At 61.1% G+C, this 17,594-nt stretch carries 11 protein-coding genes; 7 read left to right on the top strand and 4 right to left on the bottom strand.

The annotated features are described in order from the left end of the window. Positions 1-46: 46 nt before the first annotated feature. The 3 genes from HU754_RS20230 to HU754_RS20220 all read right to left on the bottom strand — a co-directional run bounded on the left by HU754_RS20230 (position 47) and on the right by HU754_RS20220 (position 3,606). Positions 47-1,639: a DHA2 family efflux MFS transporter permease subunit gene (locus tag HU754_RS20230; RefSeq protein ID WP_186624077.1), complete on the bottom strand. Its 1,593-nt coding sequence runs from the start codon at positions 1,637-1,639 to the stop codon at positions 47-49. Beyond that, positions 1,636-2,745: an HlyD family secretion protein gene (locus HU754_RS20225; RefSeq protein ID WP_186624078.1), complete on the bottom strand. Its 1,110-nt coding sequence runs from the start codon at positions 2,743-2,745 to the stop codon at positions 1,636-1,638. The genes HU754_RS20230 and HU754_RS20225 overlap by 4 nt, the downstream gene beginning before the upstream one ends. Positions 2,746-2,841: 96 nt before the next feature. Then, entirely contained in the window at positions 2,842-3,606 is a 765-nt protein-coding gene (locus tag HU754_RS20220; protein ID WP_186624079.1) for an AraC family transcriptional regulator, read from the bottom strand. A gap of 98 nt (positions 3,607-3,704) precedes the next feature. On the opposite strand from HU754_RS20220, the gene HU754_RS20215 reads away from it, so the two are divergent. The 7 genes from HU754_RS20215 (at position 3,705) to HU754_RS20185 (ending at position 15,969) form a co-directional block, all read left to right on the top strand. Next, positions 3,705-4,838, top strand: coding sequence for an MFS transporter (locus HU754_RS20215; RefSeq protein WP_186624081.1), 1,134 nt, complete (start codon positions 3,705-3,707; stop codon positions 4,836-4,838). A gap of 108 nt (positions 4,839-4,946) precedes the next feature. Beyond that, a complete protein-coding gene (locus tag HU754_RS20210; RefSeq protein WP_186624083.1) occupies positions 4,947-6,674 on the top strand; it encodes a ShlB/FhaC/HecB family hemolysin secretion/activation protein in 1,728 nt (575 codons plus the stop codon). Positions 6,675-6,772: 98 nt separating this feature from the next. After that, positions 6,773-11,242: a hemagglutinin repeat-containing protein gene (locus HU754_RS20205; protein WP_186624085.1), complete on the top strand. Its 4,470-nt coding sequence runs from the start codon at positions 6,773-6,775 to the stop codon at positions 11,240-11,242. 204 nt (positions 11,243-11,446) lie between these two features. Further along, complete coding sequence (locus HU754_RS20200; protein ID WP_186624087.1) at positions 11,447-11,824, top strand: cytochrome c; 378 nt, start codon at positions 11,447-11,449, stop codon at positions 11,822-11,824. Between the two features lie 104 nt (positions 11,825-11,928). Beyond that, positions 11,929-12,420: a sigma-70 family RNA polymerase sigma factor gene (locus HU754_RS20195; RefSeq protein ID WP_099756744.1), complete on the top strand. Its 492-nt coding sequence runs from the start codon at positions 11,929-11,931 to the stop codon at positions 12,418-12,420. A gap of 40 nt (positions 12,421-12,460) precedes the next feature. Continuing rightward, positions 12,461-13,444 carry a FecR family protein gene (locus tag HU754_RS20190; RefSeq protein ID WP_186624089.1) on the top strand — a complete coding sequence of 328 codons (984 nt, stop codon included), beginning with the start codon at positions 12,461-12,463 and terminating at the stop codon, positions 13,442-13,444. Positions 13,445-13,542: 98 nt separating this feature from the next. Next, positions 13,543-15,969, top strand: coding sequence for a TonB-dependent siderophore receptor (locus HU754_RS20185; protein WP_186624091.1), 2,427 nt, complete (start codon positions 13,543-13,545; stop codon positions 15,967-15,969). 45 nt (positions 15,970-16,014) lie between these two features. On the opposite strand, the gene HU754_RS20180 is transcribed toward HU754_RS20185, so the two are convergent. Then, positions 16,015-17,538: a trypsin-like serine peptidase gene (locus HU754_RS20180; protein WP_186624093.1), complete on the bottom strand. Its 1,524-nt coding sequence runs from the start codon at positions 17,536-17,538 to the stop codon at positions 16,015-16,017. Positions 17,539-17,594 lie beyond the last annotated feature (56 nt).

The following is a 17,594-nucleotide window of genomic DNA, read 5'->3' as shown; positions in this document are numbered from 1 at the left end:
CAGGCTCGCTCCCACAAGGGAACTGGGCATGGCCAGAAAATAGTGATCAATGCCCATCCGCACTCGGCGCCGCCGGTGGTTGCACCTTGCGCATCAAGGGCACCATCGCCGTGGCGATAACGAAGCACGCCCCGATCATCAGAAAGGTGTCGCCGTAGGTTTGCGTCTGCGCCTCGCGGTAGGTCAGCAGCCACAACTGGCGCAGGCTGGCGGTGACACCGACGTCGCCGCTCTGGCCCAGCGCTGCAAGGTTGCCGCCGACCTGTGACAGCCACTGATTCATCGCTTCATTGCTGCTGTTCAAGTGTTCGGCCAACCGCGTGAAGTGCAGGTTGGTGCGGTCGTTGAGAATGGTCGCGCACGCCGCAATACCAATCGCCCCGCCCAGATTGCGCATCAGGTTGAACAGACCCGAAGCATGCTTCAAACGTGCGGGCGCCAACCCACCCAAAGTCAACGTCACCGCTGGCGGCACCGCCAGTTGCTGGGCAATCCCGCGCAACGCTTGCGGCAGCATCAATTGCCCCGCACCCCAGTCGTGGGTGATCGGGCTGAACTCCCACATCGACACCGCGAACAAACCCAGACCGATCATCATGATCCAGCGCAGGTCCATGCGATTGGCCAAAAAGGCATACAGCGGAATCGCCATGATCTGGAACACGCCAGTGGAGAAAACCGCCAGACCAATGTCCAGCGCGCTGTAGCCGCGTACCCGGCCGAGGAACAGCGGCGTCAGGTAAATCGTCGCGAACAGGCCGATGCCGGTGACAAACGAAAAGAAGCAGCCGAGGGCGAAATTGCGATCCTTCAAGGCGCGCAGATCAACGATCGGATTGGCCACGTGCAAGGTCCGGCCGATGAAGGCCAATCCCACGAGGCCGCTGATCCAGGCCGTGGTCAGAATGGTCTGGTCGCTGAACCAGTTCCAGCGCGGGCCTTCTTCGAGGGTGTATTCCAGGCAGCCGAGAAACAGCGCGAGGAACACCATGCTCAGGTAGTCCGCGCCCTTGAGCAGGGACAATTCCGGCTGGTCGATTTTCACCAGCATCGGTACCGCTACAGCGACGAAAATCCCCGGCACCAGGTTGATGTAGAACAACCAGTGCCACGAGGAAATGTCGGTGATCCAGCCGCCGATCACCGGCCCCAGTGTCGGCGCCAATGACGCGACCGCGCCGATGGTCGCGGCAGCGATCACCCGCTGTTTGCCGGTGAAGAAAAAGAACGCCGTGGTGAACACCAGCGGAATCATCGAGCCGCCGAGAAAACCTTGCAGCGCCCGAAAAGCAATCATGCTCTGGATGTTCCAGGCGACGCCGCAGAGCAGGCTGGCGAGGGTGAAACCGACCGCCGAAGCGCAGAACAACCAGCGCGTGGAGAACACTCGCGACAACCAGCCCGACAGCGGAATCACGATGATTTCGGCGATCAGGTAACTGGTCTGCACCCACGCGGTTTCATCGGTACCGGCGGACAGCCCACCGCCGATATCGCGCAGCGACGCCGAGACGATCTGGATATCCAGCAGCGCAATGAACATGCCGATGCACATGGTCGCGAAGGCGAACACCTTGGTCGCGGTCGCCATGTCCGCCGCGTTGAATGGCTGTGCCGGGGCGGCGAGGGTAGTGCTCATGGCGCGACAGCCACGGCGCGGGTTTCCGGTTGTGCGCGGGTGTCGACTTCTGCCGTCACCGAGAGGCCCGGACGCAAGTGACCGAGCACGCCGTCAGCCGGGTCGAGGAGGATCCGCACCGGCACGCGCTGGACGATTTTGGTGAAGTTGCCGGTGGCGTTTTCCGGCGGCAGCACGCTGAACTGCGAGCCGGTCGCGGGGGCGAGGCTGTCGAGACGACCGTGGAATTCCTGGCCGGAGAGCACGTCGGCACGGATGCTTACGCGCTGCCCGGGTTTCATCCGCGCCAATTGGTCTTCCTTGAAGTTGGCATCGACCCACAAGCCGCTGGCCGGCACCACGGACAACTGTTGTGAACCGGCCTGAGCGTAGGCGCCAACCCGCGCGCGGCGATTGCCGATCACCCCATCGACCGGCGCGCGCAGTTCGGTGTAGCCGAGGTTCAGTTGCGCCAGATCACGTTCGGCGCGCGCTTGTTGAAGGGCGGCGCGGGCCTGTTGTTTTTGCGTGTCGATCACCGCCAGTTGGCGTTGCGCGGCGAGCAGTTCGGCCTGGGCGCGGGCACTGAGGGCTTGCGCTGTTTTGAAGGTCGCGTCGGCGCGTTGTGCGCTTTCCACCGACACCGCATTGGTCGTCACCAGGCGTTTGTAGCGCGCGTTGTCATCCCGCGAGCGTGCGGTTTCTGCGCCAGCGGCGTCGATGCCGGCGCGGGCCTGACCGATCACCGCTTGTTGCAGTTGTTCGGTGGCGTCGAGGTTGGCCAGCAGGGCTTCTTCGGCGGCGACGGCGCCTTCGGCCTTGGCGAGGTTGGCGCGATAGTCGCGGGCGTCGAGGCGGATCAGCACATCGCCGGCCTTCACGTGCTGGTTGTCGGTGACCAGCACTTCGTCGATGTAACCGGCGACTTTCGGCCCGATCACCGTGACGTCGCCCCCAATATAGGCATCGTCGGTTTCTTCAAGAAAACGCCCGGCACCCCACCAATGCACGGCGTACACACCGGCGAAGATCAGCGCGAGCAATCCTGCGCCCGGAAGCAAAACGCGTTTAAGCAGGGATGGCTTGGTCTTTACCGCAACAGGTTCGAGGGTGGGCATGCTGGTCATGGCGGGTTACCTGCGTAAGCGGATCGTTATTACGCCTGTAATATGACGCAGGTAATATTTAGTGGCAAATTATTTCTGGCACCAATCGTCAGTTGTTCACTTGAGCCAGTGGCCCGGTGTGCTGCCGGTCATGGTTTTGAAGAAGGCGATGAAAGCGCTGTCGCTGGCAAAACCCGATTCGAACGCGCAGTAACTCAGGCTGCGCCCGGTGGCGAGCAATTCCATTGCGCGCATCAAGCGCCACTGCTGGCGCCATTGCTGATAACTCATGCCGGTTTCGCGCTGGAAGATTCGCCCGATGGTGCGGCTGCTGGCGCCGACCTGCTGCTCCAGCACTTGCAACTCCGGAGGCAGACGTTCAGGCGTTTTCAACAGTGGTGCCATCCGCTTGTCCTGAGGTAACGGCAGCAGCATCGGTTGCTGCGCCGCTTCAGCGATTTCGCTCAGACACAGGCCGAGCAGGTGGGAGAGTTTGCCCTGCTGCCAATCGCTGGCGAAATCCGCCAGCGCCATCGGTTCCAGCACCGCACGCAACAACGGGCTGACTTCAATCACGCAGACCTGCTGCGGCAGTGCAGCGCACAGCTCGGGGATCAAGTAGATGGAGCGGTAGTCGACGCTCTGTTGCATCACCGCGCGATGACTGACACCCGGTGGAATCCACGCCGCCCGCGACGGCGGCAGCAGGCAAAGTTGCTGCGCCAGGGTAATTCGCGTGCAGCCTTGGCGCGTGTACAGCAGTTGTCCGCGTTGATGGCGGTGCAGACCGGAATCGTGATCGCCCAAGGTCGAGGCGATACCGATCACTGGTGCGTTATAGCGATCTGCATCAAACGTTGCGTGGGCGTCGAGCCAAGCCATGGGTTGTCCGGTTTCAGCGATAAATTGGCAGGATCTGGATAATACGCCAGTCAGCGATTCTTAAACTCCTCGGCGGTTTATGAGAGGAGTGATGAAGGATGCACAACAGACATTTCTTGTGGCTGGCGATTGCGCTGCTGATGTTTCCGCAGATCGCGCAAACCCTGTACAGCCCGGCGCTCGGTGATATCGGGCGGGTGTTTAACGTTGGCCCGCAAGCCGCCGCGCAGACGTTGTCGGTGTATTTCCTCGCGTTTGCCGTCGGGGTGGTGGTGTGGGGGCGTTTGTGCGATCGCATCGGTCGGCGCCCGGCGATGCTCGCGGGCCTGGCCATCTATGCGATTGCCACGCTTTCAGGCCTGCGGGTCGGTAGTTTCAACGGCTTGTTACTGACGCAGATGTTGGCGGCCTTAGGTGCGGCGGTGGGTTCGGTGGTCACGCAGACCGTGTTGCGCGACCGCTTCAAAGGCGCCGAACTGGCGCAGGTGTTTTCGTTGGTGGGCATCGCGTTGGCGGCCAGTCCGGCGCTTGGCTTGTTCACGGGGGCCAGTCTGGTTCAGGCCTTCGGTTATCGCGGTGTGCTTGGCGCGTTGCTGTTGTTGGCAACGCTGTTGTGGCTGTGGAGTTGGTACACCCTGGCGGAAACCCGGACAGCGCCAACCGGCCATGTCGGTTTGTTCGAAACCCTCGGGCGCATGTTGCGTGACCCGGGAATCTGGCGCTCGGCGCTGTGGATCGCCTCATTCAACGTGGCGCTGTTCAGCTATTACAGCCTCGCTCCGTTCATGTTTCAGCGGCTGGGCGTGGAAGCCAGCGGGTTCGGCTACAGCGGTGTGATCCTCGCGCTGGGCTCAGGTTTTGGAGCATGGCTGAATCGGCGCTTATTGACGGTCGGGTTCAAGGCATTGCAGTTGATTCGCCTCGCGGCTGGCATCGCCTTGCTCGGTGGTGTGGGCGTGTGGTCGCTGCAGAACAGTGTCGCGTTCGTCCTGCCGATGCTGTTGGTGGTATTGGCGTTCGGCCTGGCGATCCCGAACATTCTCGGTTCGGCCCTCGCCGATTACGCTGATCGGTTGGGCACCGCCGGGGCGTTGCTGGGCTTGATGTATTACCTGCTGATCGGCGCGGGGCTGATGCTCGCCGGCTGGTTTCAGGCCCTCGGGGAAACCCTGATAACGTGCAGTGCCGTGGCCTTGCTGCTGACAATAAAGTCTGGCAAAGCAATTGTTTAAGAAATGTAAGCGCTGTAGGAAGCGTCTTGCTTTTGTGTGGGATGGCTCCGACTATCACGATCATTGATGACATGGCATTACGCCATTTTATGATCGCAAGGAAGTTGCGTGCCGTTTCCGTTTCGCACTGTTTTTCGTCGTTGTTCCACGCGCTGCCCGCTGTTGTCGGCCTTTGTGTTGAGTGTCTGTGCCTCCTCGATTGAAGCTGCCGAACCTGTCGTGCCGGGTCAGGAAGTGCTGCGCCAGCAGCAACAGCAGCAGCGCGATCTGCAGCAACTGCAACTTGAGCAAAGAAAGCGGCAACTGGAACGCGGCGCGTTCGGCCCGGCGCCGGTCACCCCGGCCATCCCGCCAACCGTCACCGCCGATGAACGTTGCTGGCCGTTGAGCGGTGCGCGCATTGGCGGCGTCACGCTGATCGACAGCGACCAGCTCAATGCACGGATCAAACCGTTGTTGGCGCCGTGCATGGGCGTCGGCCAGATCAATCATCTGCTGGCCACCATCACCGCGAGCTACGTCGACAAGGGGTACATCGCCAGTCGTCCGTATCTGCTCAGCGCACCGGCAGCGGGGCAGTCGCTGGATATCCGCATTGACGAAGGCTACATCGAGTCCATCGAACTGGCCGATCAGAGCCTGCCGGTGTCGCTCGGAGGCGCGTTTCCAGACATGCTCGGCGAGCCGCTGAATCTGCGCGATCTGGAGCAGGGCCTCGATCAACTGAATCGTCTGCGCTCGATCGATCTCACCGCCGACATCGCCCCCGGCAGCCAGCCCGGTGCCTCGCGGATCATCCTGCGGTCGCGCACCTCTGCGCACTCGCGCTGGGCCTTGAACGCGGGGTTCGACAACCTCGGCAGCGCCAGCACTGGACGTGATCGCGACACCGTCAGCCTGAGCCTCGACAGCCCACTGCAACTCAACGACTTGTTGAGTCTCAGTGCCAGCGACACCCTCAATCAGGGTGACCGCTACAGCCGCAACGCCAGCCTGTATTACGCGATCCCTTACGGCTACTGGACCTACAGCGTGTTCGCCAGCCACGCCGAATATCGTGCGCCGTTCAAACTGCCGAGCGTGACCTTTCACAGCACGGGCATCACCGATCAGGTCAGCCTGCGCGCCGACCGTGTGTTGTGGCGCGACCAGAGCCGTCAGCTCAGCGCCAACCTGCAACTGGCGCACAAGGATGTCGACAGCTACTTGCAAGACGTTCGCCTCGGCATTCAAAGCCCGACCCTGACCGTCGCCGAAGCCGGGCTCAATCTGTTCTGGCTCGACCGCGCGGTGTGGAACCTTGACGTCAATTACGCCCAAGGCTTGCGCTGGTTTGGCGCCGACGATGACTCACAACATCAGATCAACAACCTGCCCAGGGCGCAGTTCCGCAAGTACCGCGCCGGCCTCAGCCAATGGCGTAACGGTCAGTTCGGCGCGCAGGCCTGGCAATGGCAGAGCCAACTCAATTTGCAGTACAGCCCGGACCCGTTGCCGGCCATCGAACAGTTGCTCGGCACCGACGACTCGGCGGTGCGCGGCTATCGGGTCAGCAGTGCCTCCGGCGCCAGCGGCGCGATCTGGCGCAACACCTTGCGCCTGCCGCTGCGCAGCGAGTGGCCGCTGCAGATCACCCCGCGGCTGGGCCTCGACCACGGCTGGATCAAGGCAGATCACGGTGCGCAGGGGCAACGCCTGAGCGGTGCCAGTGTCGGTCTGAATCTGGGCTGGAAGAACCTGCAAGTGGACGTCGATTACCAGCGCGCCCTCAACACCCCGAACGGTCTGCAGCACGAGCCTGAAACCTGGCTAATGCGCGTGGGCCTGCAAATCTGAACAACGCAGTGAATAAACAGCCGTCGGATCTGAGCGCGTCAGCCACGGCCAAAGACTAAACGCGCGACGTGATGCCGTACTCACATGGAGACGTTTTTATGCCAGCACACACCTTTGCATTTCATCTTTCCCCTCGGGGCAAATTGCGCTGGGCGATTGCCAGCCTGTTCTTCGCCGTGCACCTGCCGAGCGCGATGGCCGGCGGCGTCGTGGTCGCACCGGGGCCCGGCGGCACCGCGCAATTGCAGACCCAGGGCGGTGTGCCCATCGTCAACATCGTCGCGCCCAACGGTTCGGGCCTGTCGCACAACCAGTTCCTCGACTACAACGTCGACCGCCAGGGCCTGGTGCTGAACAACGCCTTGCAGGCCGGGCAATCGCATCTGGCCGGGCAACTGGCGGCTAACCCGCAATTGCAAGGCCAGGCGGCGAGCGTGATCCTCAACGAAGTGATCAGTCGCAACCCGTCCGCGATCAACGGTGCGCAGGAAATCTTCGGCCGCGCAGCCGATTATGTGCTGGCCAACCCCAACGGCATCTCGGTCAATGGCGGCAGCTTCATCAACACGCCGAACGCTAATCTGGTGGTCGGTCGCCCGGAACTGAATGACGGCAAACTGCAAAGTCTGACCACACGTGACGCCAGCGGTCAGTTGCAGATTCAGGGCGGTGGCCTGCGCAACGGTGAGGGCTCGATCAACCTCATCGCGCCGCGTATCGACAGCCAGGGCGCGATCACTGCACGTGATCAGTTGAACCTCACGGTGGGACGCAATCAGGTGGATTACGCCAGCGGTCAGGTGAAAGCCGTGGATCCGGCGGGCAACACGTCTGATCAACGCATCGACGCCAGCCTGTTCGGCGCGATGCAGGCCGGTCGCATCAATATTGTCAGCACCGCCGAAGGCGCGGGCGTGCGGGTGGGCGCGGTGCAAGTCGCCGGGCGTGACGGCGTGCAGATTCGCTCGGCCGGTGACTTGAGTGTCAGCGGTGAAGCCGTGGCCAACAGCCTCGACGTGACCCGCGCCGGTATCCGCAGTAGTCAGGGCGACGTCGGCTTGCACAGCGGCAAGGATCTGACGTTGGCCGCTGCCGATGTCAGCGCTCGCGACGTCACCGTCGAGGCGAAACGCAACCTGACTTTGTCCACGGTCGAAAGCCGCAGGCTTCAGGAAAAGCGCGAAAACTGGAACAACAGCACCATCGGCATCACCTGGGAAACCTACGACCGTACCCAGACCGATAGCGAATCGCGTCAGCACGGCAGCCAGATTATTGCCAGCCGCGACGCCAAGTTGTCGTCCGGCAAAGACACCGAACTGAAAGCCGCGAAAGTCGAAGCCGCGAATAATCTGAGCGTGCAAAGCGCTGGCGATCTGCGCCTGACTGCCGCTACCGAAAGCCATACGCAGACCGATCAAGGCAACCACCGCAAACACCTGTGGAAAGCCGACTGGAACAGCAGCAGCGAAGAACAGCGCAGCGTCACCAGCCAGTTGAAGGCTGGCAATATCGCCCTGCAAACCGCCGCGCTGTTGCGCTCCGAAGGCGCCGAGTTGAGCAGCGCCGGCGACCTGCAACTGGGCGGCAAACAAGTGGAAATCGCCACCGCCACACGGACTAATCGCAGCAGCGACAATCGCTATTCGGGTGATTTGGTCGGCGGTGGTTTCTTCGGCAAGACCGGCGATGCCGACAAGGGCAAGACCCAGCATCAGGGCAGCAAGGTCAACGCCAGCGGCAAACTGATCGTCAAGGCTGACGACGTGCGCATCAGCGGCAGCCAGGTGCGTGGCGGCAGCGACGCCAGCGTGATCAGCGACAAGGGTTCGCTGGTGATCGACGGTGTGCAGGACACCTCGCACAGCAACAACCACGACAAGGACAGCAAGTTCTTCGGCATTACCAAGGACGAGTCGCGGCAGAACAGCAAAGACAGCAGCACCGTGCGCAGCGAACTGGTGTCCGACAGCAACCTCAAGCTCAAGAGCGCCAAGGACATCGAGCTGGCTGGCTCGACGGTCAAGGCTGACGGTGCGCTGACGGCCGACGCGGCAGGCGACGTCAATGTGCATTCCGCGCGGAACACTCACGACAGCAGCGACACCACGCAAACCCGTGGCTTCGATGCGTACGCCAAAGAGCAAACGCCGGAGCAGTATCGCGCCGGGATTCATTACGAGGACAAACAGCAAACGGTTACTCGCAACGACGTCACCCAGCAGGGCTCCAGCCTCAGTGGTGGCAGCGTGCAGGTGAAGGCGGGCGGTGACGTTACGCTCAAAGGCGCAGAGGTGAAATCCACCGCTGGCGACACGACATTGAGCGGCCAAAACGTGTCGTTGCTGGCCGAAGCTGACAGCCACAAAACCTCCACCGACACCTCCAGCACCGGCGGTGGTTTCTACTACACCGGCGGCCTCGACCGTGCTGGCAGTGGCGTCGATTTCGCTCACAGCACAGCGCAGGATTCCACCAGCAAAACCACCGCGCAAACCAGCAATGTGCAGAGCAGCGGTGGCCTGACCATCAATGCCGACAAACTCGCTACCGAAGGTGCACAACTCAAGGCCGGCACCGGTCTGAACGTCGCCGCCAACGAGATCGACAACCGTGCGGCCAGCAACACTGATAGCAGCACGCATAGCGAGAGCAACTGGTCGGCGGACATCGGCGCCAACGTCGAGTACAAGGACATCGCCCGGCCGATCGCCGGCGCGGTCAAGGATGTGCTCAACGGCAAGGTGCCGGACAAGGACGCACTGGCCAATCTCGGTCAGCCGAACGTTGGTATCGACGTCGCAGTCGGTCACGGCAACGCCAGCAAAACCGAGCATAGCAGCAACGCCGTGGTCAGCCGTTTTGACGGCGGCACCGTCGATGTGAAAACCACTGGCACGCTGCATGACCAAGGCACGCAATACAACGCCAGCGCCGGCCAAGTGAACATCAGCGCTGACAAACTGCTTGCCGACGCTGCGAGCAACACGCACAACAGCAGCGCTAACGCGGTGGATGCCAAGGTCGACGTGCGCGTCTACACCAAGACCGGCGAAGACGTGAACGTCGCTGGCAGCGGCGCGGGTGGTAGCAGTGCGTCGAGCAAGGACAATTCCACCGCCGTCGTCGGCGCTTATGCCGGCAGCCAGGGTGTGAACATCAAGATCGGCGGCGATGCGCAGTTCGAAGGCAGCCGTTTCGATGGCGGGCAGGGTGGTGTGAGCATCAAGACTGGCGGTGATCTGGCGCTGAATCAGGCTAACGACCGCCAGAGCAGCAACGACAGCAGCCTGCGCGGCAATGGCTCCCTGACGGTCGGCACCTTGCCGGGCACCGATGGCACCAACGTCGATCTCGGCGCCGGCTTCCAACTCGATCACACTGGCAAGCAAAGCACTGACACCCAGGCTCACGTTGCGAGCATCAGCGGCAACGGCCCGGTGCAGTTGAGCAGCGGTGGCAATCAGTTGCAGCAAGGCACGAAAATCGACAGCGCTGGCGCCATCGATCTGCACGCTGACGGCAAGCTCGATCTGCAAGCGGCCACCGACACCCACACCGCCAGCGGCAGTAATCTCGGCGGCGGCTTGAAGGGCGGCGGCAGCAAAACCAGCAGCGAGAAGAGTCGTGATCAGGGCGGCAATCTGAGTGGTAATTTCAATATCGGTCGGGTCAACGAGGATTCGAAAACCCTCAGCGGTGGCCAGATCAACAGCCAGAACGGCATCGTGTTGAGCGGTGATTCGATTCACCTGCAAGGAACGCAAGTCAGCGCACCGACCGTCAGCATCGACGCGCAGAAGGGTGGCTATGTCCAGGAATCGGCGCAGTCCACCGACCACCGCAATAACTGGAATGTCGCGCTCAACGCCGGCGGCAACCTGAGCAGCAAAACTCCGACTGCCGAGGATGAGAAGGCCAGCAGCGATCACGGCTTCAACGCCGGGGCCAAAGTCGGCGTGGATTACCTGCAAGGCAGCACCCAGCAGAACAGCCGGATCAAGGCTGACAGCGTGGTGTTGAACAGCGCCGGTGATGCACTGCTGGCGGGTGCGCGGATTGACGCGAAAACTGTCAGCGGCAAGGTCGCGGGTGATTTGACCGTCGAGAGCCGTCAAGACTCGAGCAACCACGCCAAGGTCGATGTCGATCTGGGCCTGACCGCGAAGAAAAACCCGCCGAGTGACAAGGAGAAACTTGCCGGCACCGATTACAAGCCGACGTTGAAAGCGCAGGGCGAGTATGCGCATAAGGACGGCGTGGCGCAGGCGTCCGGGATCAGTGCCAACCAAAGCGTGAATCTCGCGGTCGGTGGCGCCACGCAACTGACCGGCGCGCAGATTTCGGCGCCGCAAGGGAAGGTCGATCTGGGTGGTTCGAAGGTCAGCAGTGCTGATCTGAGCAACCGCGATTATGGCGTGAAGGCAGGCCTGGATCTGCCGCACAAAACCGAGGAAAACGCACCGAAGGTTTCCCTGGAAAACGGCAACCTGAAAGTCGGCCCGGTCACCCTTAGCGGGCATCTGGACACCCAGACCCTGCAAGCCGGGATCGACGAAAAAGGCTAAAACAAACGGTAGTGGATGTGCCAGATCTGCCATCCACCACCGAACCCTGTGGGAGCGAGCTTGCTCGCGAAAGCGTCCATTCAGTCAATGCAGTAAGTGACTGGTGAACCGCATTCGCGAGCAAGCTCGCTCCCACATTGTTTTGCGCCAGACGTTAAATCTCGCGCATCATGCGCGACCTTAAAGACGCCAGGGAGGCAAACAATGAAAACAGCATTCGTCGCTGTACTCGGGGCTTTGTTGATCGCCCAACCATCCGTGTCCTTCGCGGATAACAGCAACGGCAAAAACCTCTATGTGCAGCGCTGCGCTGTGTGCCACGGCGCCGATATCAAAGGAACAGGGCCGCTGGCGCACAAAAGCAATCCGCCCACACCTGACCTGACAACCTCCACGTTCAAGCAACGACTGCATGAATATCCGGGGGTGATTGTGTCGTCGATCATCCTTCGCCCGAACGGCAACCTGATACCGAAAACGCTAAAGGAAAACGGGGTAAAAATACCGCCGCATGCCTGGAGTGTTAAGGATCTGCGCGATCTGCATGAATACATGAGTGGTGTGATTTCGATAAAACACTGAGCTGCACAGGTGACCCGGACGGTCGGTCGAGGAATCCATTGCCTCGCCTTAATAGGAAGCATTACTATTCACACCCCTTTCCTCAGCGCGCCGCCAAAACCCCCATGCGTCCCCGCAGACCCGGCTTTTTCGAGCACTACGAAGAGTTGATCGGCACCTGGACTCGCCGCCTGCGCAATCGCGCGCAGGCCGAGGATCTGGCGCACGACACCTTTGTGCGGGTGCTTGAGTCCGATTCGGCGGCGGTGCAGCAGCCACGGGCGTATTTGCACCAGACCGCGCGCAATATCGCGGTCGACGGTTATCGGCGTGAGGATCGGCGCGGCGCTTTGGAGTCGCAGGACATCGATCACACTGAGTCGTCAATCGGCGACCCTGAGCATTACATGCATGCGATCCAGCTGGCCGATTCCATCGAACGGGCGCTCAGCGAGTTGCCGATCAATTGCCGGAAGATTTTTGTCTGGCAGAAGATCGAAGGCCTGACTCAGGCGGAAATCGCCGAACGCCTGGGGCTGTCCAAGAACATGGTCGAAAAGTATATGATCCGCACCCTGCGCCATCTGCGCGATCGCCTCGACGGGTTGCAGTCATGAGCCGCTGCCCCCTTTCATCTTCAGCCCAACAGGACATTCCATGATGGAGACGCGTGCTTGCGCGTGCGGGCAAACAACGGTGCGCGATGACGCGGCTCGCTGGTTTGTGCGTTTGCAGGAGCCGGCCATTGAGGCCGACGAGCAGCAGCGCTTCGACGCCTGGCTGAATGAACATCCGCAGCACCGTGACGAATTTCAGTTGCTGCAGGGCTTGTGGTCAGCCGCCGATTTGCTTTCGGCGCCGCGCCTCGAAGCCCTCGCTGAAACCCCGCCGAACCGTCGCCAACGCCGTCCGTTGTTGCGTTATGCGGTGGCTGCGAGTGTGCTGGCGGTGGCGCTCGGGCTGGGCTTGTTCAGTGGTTTGAATCATCCGGGCGGTTACCGCGCCGAGTTCGCCACGGCGTTGGGCGAGCGTAAACATGTGGCGCTGCCGGACGGTTCGGTGATCGATTTGAACAGCCGCAGTCGCTTGCAGGTGCGCTTTGAACAGGATCGGCGGCTGATCGAGTTAAGTGAAGGTGAGGCGATGTTCAGCGTTGCGCACGATACTGCGCGACCGTTCGTAGTCGAGGCGGGCAGCGGCAAGGTCACGGTCACCGGCACGCGTTTCGATGTGCGCCGCGATGTCGCGCAGACCCGCGTGGCGGTGGAGCAGGGCACGGTGAAAGTGCAGGGCCGTGATGCGTCGGATAATCAATTTATCAGCCTGACCGACGGCCTCGGCACCCACGTCGATGCCCAAGGCCAGGTCGCCGCCGCCTATGCGGTCAACCCGGCAGAACTGACGGCATGGCGTGGCGGCAAACTGGTGTTCAACAACGCCAGCCTCAGCGAAGTCGCGGCCGAAGTGTCGCGTTATCGTGAAAAGCCGTTGACCGTGACCAACCCGGCCGTGGCCAGTCTGCGCCTGACCAGCGTGTTCAAATCCGACAACACCGATGCCTTGCTCAAAGCCTTGCCGAGCATCCTGCCGGTGGCCGTGCGCACCCTCGCGGATGGCAGTCAGGAAATAATCGCAAAATAAAATTCAGGTTTTTTTCGAGTTCATCGTCTTCCTGTTCAACTGCAACTGGTTTGCATTAACAGCCGCACACTCTTGCGATCCACAGGACTACGTACGACGTGAAAAACACCCCTGCCAACAACAAAAAATTCCCTTGGCTGCCGCTGGCTCTTGCGCTGGCGGTCAACGCTGGCATGCCGCAGGCGTTCGCCGGTGAAGCCATTCATATCCGTGCGCAGCCGCTGGGCCAGGCCTTGAGCGAACTGGGCCAGCAGACATCGCTGCAAGTGTTTTTCAGCCCGGATCTGGTCGCCGGCAAACAGGCCCCGGCGGTCGATGGTGACATCTCGCCGGAGCAGGCGTTAAGCCAATTGCTGCAGGGCAGTGGTCTGGATTATCAGATCAACGAAGGTTCGGTGACGCTCTCACCGGCCGCGACTTCCGCCGCCAGCAACGGTCCGCTGGAGTTGGGTGTGACCGACATCAAAGTGGTGGGTGACTGGCTCGGTGATGCCAATGCCGCCGTGGTGCAGAATCACCCCGGGGCGCGCACGGTGATCCGCCGCGAAGCGATGGTTGAACAGGGCGCAATGAACGTCAGTGACGTGCTCAAGCGCGTACCGGGCGTGCAGGTGCAGGATTCCAACGGCACCGGCGGCAGTGACATTTCCCTCAACGTCGGTGTACGCGGTCTGACCTCGCGTCTGTCGCCGCGCTCCACCGTGCTGATCGATGGCGTGCCGGCGGCGTTTGCCCCTTACGGCCAGCCGCAACTGTCGATGGCGCCGATTTCCTCGGGCAATCTTGACAGCATCGACGTGGTACGCGGCGCCGGTTCGGTGCGTTATGGGCCGCAAAACGTCGGCGGGGTGATCAACTTCGTCACCCGGGCGATTCCGGAAAAAGCCACTGGCGAAATCGGCACCACGCTGGAAACCACTCAGTACGGTGGCTGGAAACACATCGACACCGCGTTCCTCGGCGGCACCGCCGACAATGGCATGGGCGTGGCGTTGCTGTATTCCGGCGTCAACGGCAACGGTTACCGCGAGCGCAACAACGGCAACGACATCGACGACGTGTTGCTCAAGACCCACTGGGCGCCCACCGATCAGGACGATTTCAGCCTCAACTTCCACTACTACGACGCCACGGCGGACATGCCCGGCGGTCTGACGCAGAAGCAGTACGACGCCAAACCGTACGACTCGGTACGTGACTACGACCAGTTCACCGGGCGGCGCAAAGACGTGTCGTTCAAGTGGCTCCGCCAGATCGACGAGCGCACCCAGGCGGAAATTCTGACGTATTACACCGACAGTTTCCGTGGCAGCACCATCGCCGCCCGCGACCAGAAAACCCTCAGCTCTTACCCGCGTTCGTATTACACGCTGGGCATCGAGCCACGGGTGTCGCGGGTTTTCGATGTCGGCCCGACCACCCAGGAAGTCAGCGTCGGTTATCGCTACCTGAAAGAGGCGATGCACGAATCGTCGAGCCGTGTGGCGCTGGTCAACAACCAGCCGGTGCTCACGCCGACCTCCGACGGCCATGTGTTCCAGGACCGCACGGGCGGCACCGAGGCCAACTCGGTCTACCTCGACAACAAGATCGACGTCGGCAACTGGACCATCACTCCCGGCATTCGCTTCGAACACATCAGCACCGACTGGCATGACCGCGCCGTGCTCGACACCGCCGGCAAACCGGTGCAGGCGAAAAACCGCAGCATCGAGAGCAACGAACCGCTGCCGGCGCTTAGCGTGATGTATCACCTGTCGGACGCCTGGAAACTCTTCGCCAACTACGAAACCTCGTTCGGCAGCTTGCAGTATTTCCAGCTCGGCCAGGGCGGCTCGGGTGATCAGACTGCCAATGGTCTGGAGCCGGAAAAGGCCAAGACCTACGAGATCGGCACGCGCTACAACGATGACGTGTGGGGCGGCGAAGTGACGCTGTTCTACATCGACTTCGACGACGAGCTGCAATACATCAGCAATGACGTGGGCTGGACCAACCTCGGCGCAACCAAGCACCAGGGCATCGAAGCCTCGGTGCACTACGACATGGCGGCGCTGGATCCGCGCCTCGACGGTCTGACCGCCAACGCTGGCTTCACCTACACCCGCGCCACTTATGAAGGCGAGATTCCGGGCTTCAAGGGCCGTGATCTGCCGTTCTATTCGCGTCAGGTGGCGACCGTCGGTTTGCGTTACGACATCAACCGCTGGACTTACAATATCGACGGTTTCGCTCAGTCGAAACAGCGCTCGCCGGGCACCGGTGTCAACGCCGACGGCAGTTTCAACGGCAACTACATCACCGATGGCACGGCGGACGGGCAGTATGGCGACATCCCGGGTTACGTGACCTGGAACGTGCGTGGGGGTTATGACTTCGGGCCGCAGGTGTCGAATTTGAAACTGGGCGCCGGGGTGAAGAACGTCTTCGACAAGCAGTACTTCACCCGCTCCAGCGACAACAACTCGGGGATGTATGTCGGCGCGCCGCGTACGTTCTTTGTGCAGGCCAGTGTGGGTTTCTGACCGCACGCACAGGCGGCTGTGACCAGCCGCCTGGCGCACAGCCATTTATGGCCTGTCGGTTGAATTGAGTAGCTGGAAGTCCACGACGGGGGAGGGATTGCCCACGATGTCGTGACCTTTGAGACAAACTCTTTTCGGGCCATCGGCGACCGAGACGGTGAAAGCGTTCTTATCCGGATTTATGCGTTGATACCCTTCGGCCGTCAGACAATCGGAAAATTGTGGTGCCGTGCTTTTGTATTGATAACCGGTTATAGCCAGATCCGGCGGCTGCTCGAGAAGGGTCACGATAAACGTGTTCTTTTTACTTTCAACCAGCGTATAGACCGGCGCGGTGTTTACCGGCTCCGCTAGAGCCCAGCGCCAGTAGATTTTGGCATTGCGGGCCGATCGTCGGTCCACGGCGGCCTTCTGCGCTTGCCCGATGACACACAGGAAATAAAAACCGGGGCCTGCGTCCAGCGCGTAAGTCGAGATGTCTTGTTCGTGGCCTTTGCTGGGCCGAGCCGGGCCATAGCCCTGGCTATTCGCGCAGTCAGCCAGTGTCCGGGTGTATTTGAGCCGGTAAAAGGGTTGATTCAACGCAAAGATCTGTGTCCACGTCAGCGGCACAGTACTGCCCTTTTTAGTGCGTACCATTCTGACGTAGTTTTCTTCGTGACGGGGTTCGAAATCGCTGGCCGGACCGAGCGGGCAGTTGGCGACATCGGGCGTCAACCAGCCTGCGGTGAAGCAGCGAGCCAGATCGGAGGTGGGCGTTGCGTAATTGGTGTTCAGCGATTTTTGCGGGATGCCGTCGCGTATTTCACACGGCGCGTCCCCTGCGCACCGAAAAGGTCCATCAAGGCGGGTGGTGGTGCCGATGACCCCAAGGATCTCGTTGTCATAACGCGTCAGAACGGGTGAGCCGGAAATACCGTTACGCACACCTTCGCAACGATTGCTCAGTTGATCAAACCAGACATAACCATCCTCGAAAATATCGACTGATGCCTCCTGGCGGCAGGCAACCCGTGTCAGAAAGGTGAAGTGCGGTGCTCCGACGATCAGCACGTTCGACCCCGTTGCTGCAGGGTTTCGCGCCAGTTTCAACGGCGAGATACCATCAGTCATGAGTTGTTTCAGCGAGCGGTCAAGTTCAACGATGGCGATGTCGCCACCACGGCGGGTGCCCCAGGAAATTCGCGCTATCGAGTAGGCCAACTGCTGAGCCTGGGTGTCCTCGAAATAATTGAAGATGACCTGGCCAGAGGCGGGGGCATTCTGGATAAAGCGATCTGCGTCGCTGCCGACACAGTGTCCGGCGGTCAGAACGTATGCCGGACCGTCCTGTTCAACATCGGCACCACGGGTATCGATCAAGCTGCCGGAGCATTGACTGTTTTTGAAATTCAACCGACCGATCGCCAGCCAGTGCCGGTGTTGTCCATGATCATTGTTCAAGCGTTGCTCCGGTGCGAAATTCGCTACACCTTCGCCCAGATCAGTCAGCGTTGAGGATTGCACGCCCTTGCACAAGCCGAGCAACAATGGCAACGCCAGAATTCCGTTTCTGAAGAGCGCTTTCATATCGCATCCATAAGTCATGATCAACCTATGCTGCTACGCGCTGTCAGCGTCGTCTA

Source organism: Pseudomonas zeae (genome assembly GCF_014268485.2).
Taxonomy (GTDB): domain Bacteria; phylum Pseudomonadota; class Gammaproteobacteria; order Pseudomonadales; family Pseudomonadaceae; genus Aquipseudomonas; species Aquipseudomonas neuropathica.
This window is presented reverse-complemented; position numbering and strand designations above follow the sequence as displayed.

Coding starts and splice junctions, on each gene's coding strand:
- HU754_RS20200 (WP_186624087.1), top strand. CDS start 11,447: ATGAAAACAGCATTCGTCGCTGTACTCGGGGCTTTGTTGATCGCCCAA.
- HU754_RS20220 (WP_186624079.1), bottom strand. CDS start 3,606: ATGGCTTGGCTCGACGCCCACGCAACGTTTGATGCAGATCGCTATAAC.
- HU754_RS20180 (WP_186624093.1), bottom strand. CDS start 17,538: ATGAAAGCGCTCTTCAGAAACGGAATTCTGGCGTTGCCATTGTTGCTC.
- HU754_RS20190 (WP_186624089.1), top strand. CDS start 12,461: ATGATGGAGACGCGTGCTTGCGCGTGCGGGCAAACAACGGTGCGCGAT.
- HU754_RS20225 (WP_186624078.1), bottom strand. CDS start 2,745: ATGACCAGCATGCCCACCCTCGAACCTGTTGCGGTAAAGACCAAGCCA.
- HU754_RS20230 (WP_186624077.1), bottom strand. CDS start 1,639: ATGAGCACTACCCTCGCCGCCCCGGCACAGCCATTCAACGCGGCGGAC.
- HU754_RS20205 (WP_186624085.1), top strand. CDS start 6,773: ATGCCAGCACACACCTTTGCATTTCATCTTTCCCCTCGGGGCAAATTG.
- HU754_RS20195 (WP_099756744.1), top strand. CDS start 11,929: ATGCGTCCCCGCAGACCCGGCTTTTTCGAGCACTACGAAGAGTTGATC.
- HU754_RS20215 (WP_186624081.1), top strand. CDS start 3,705: ATGCACAACAGACATTTCTTGTGGCTGGCGATTGCGCTGCTGATGTTT.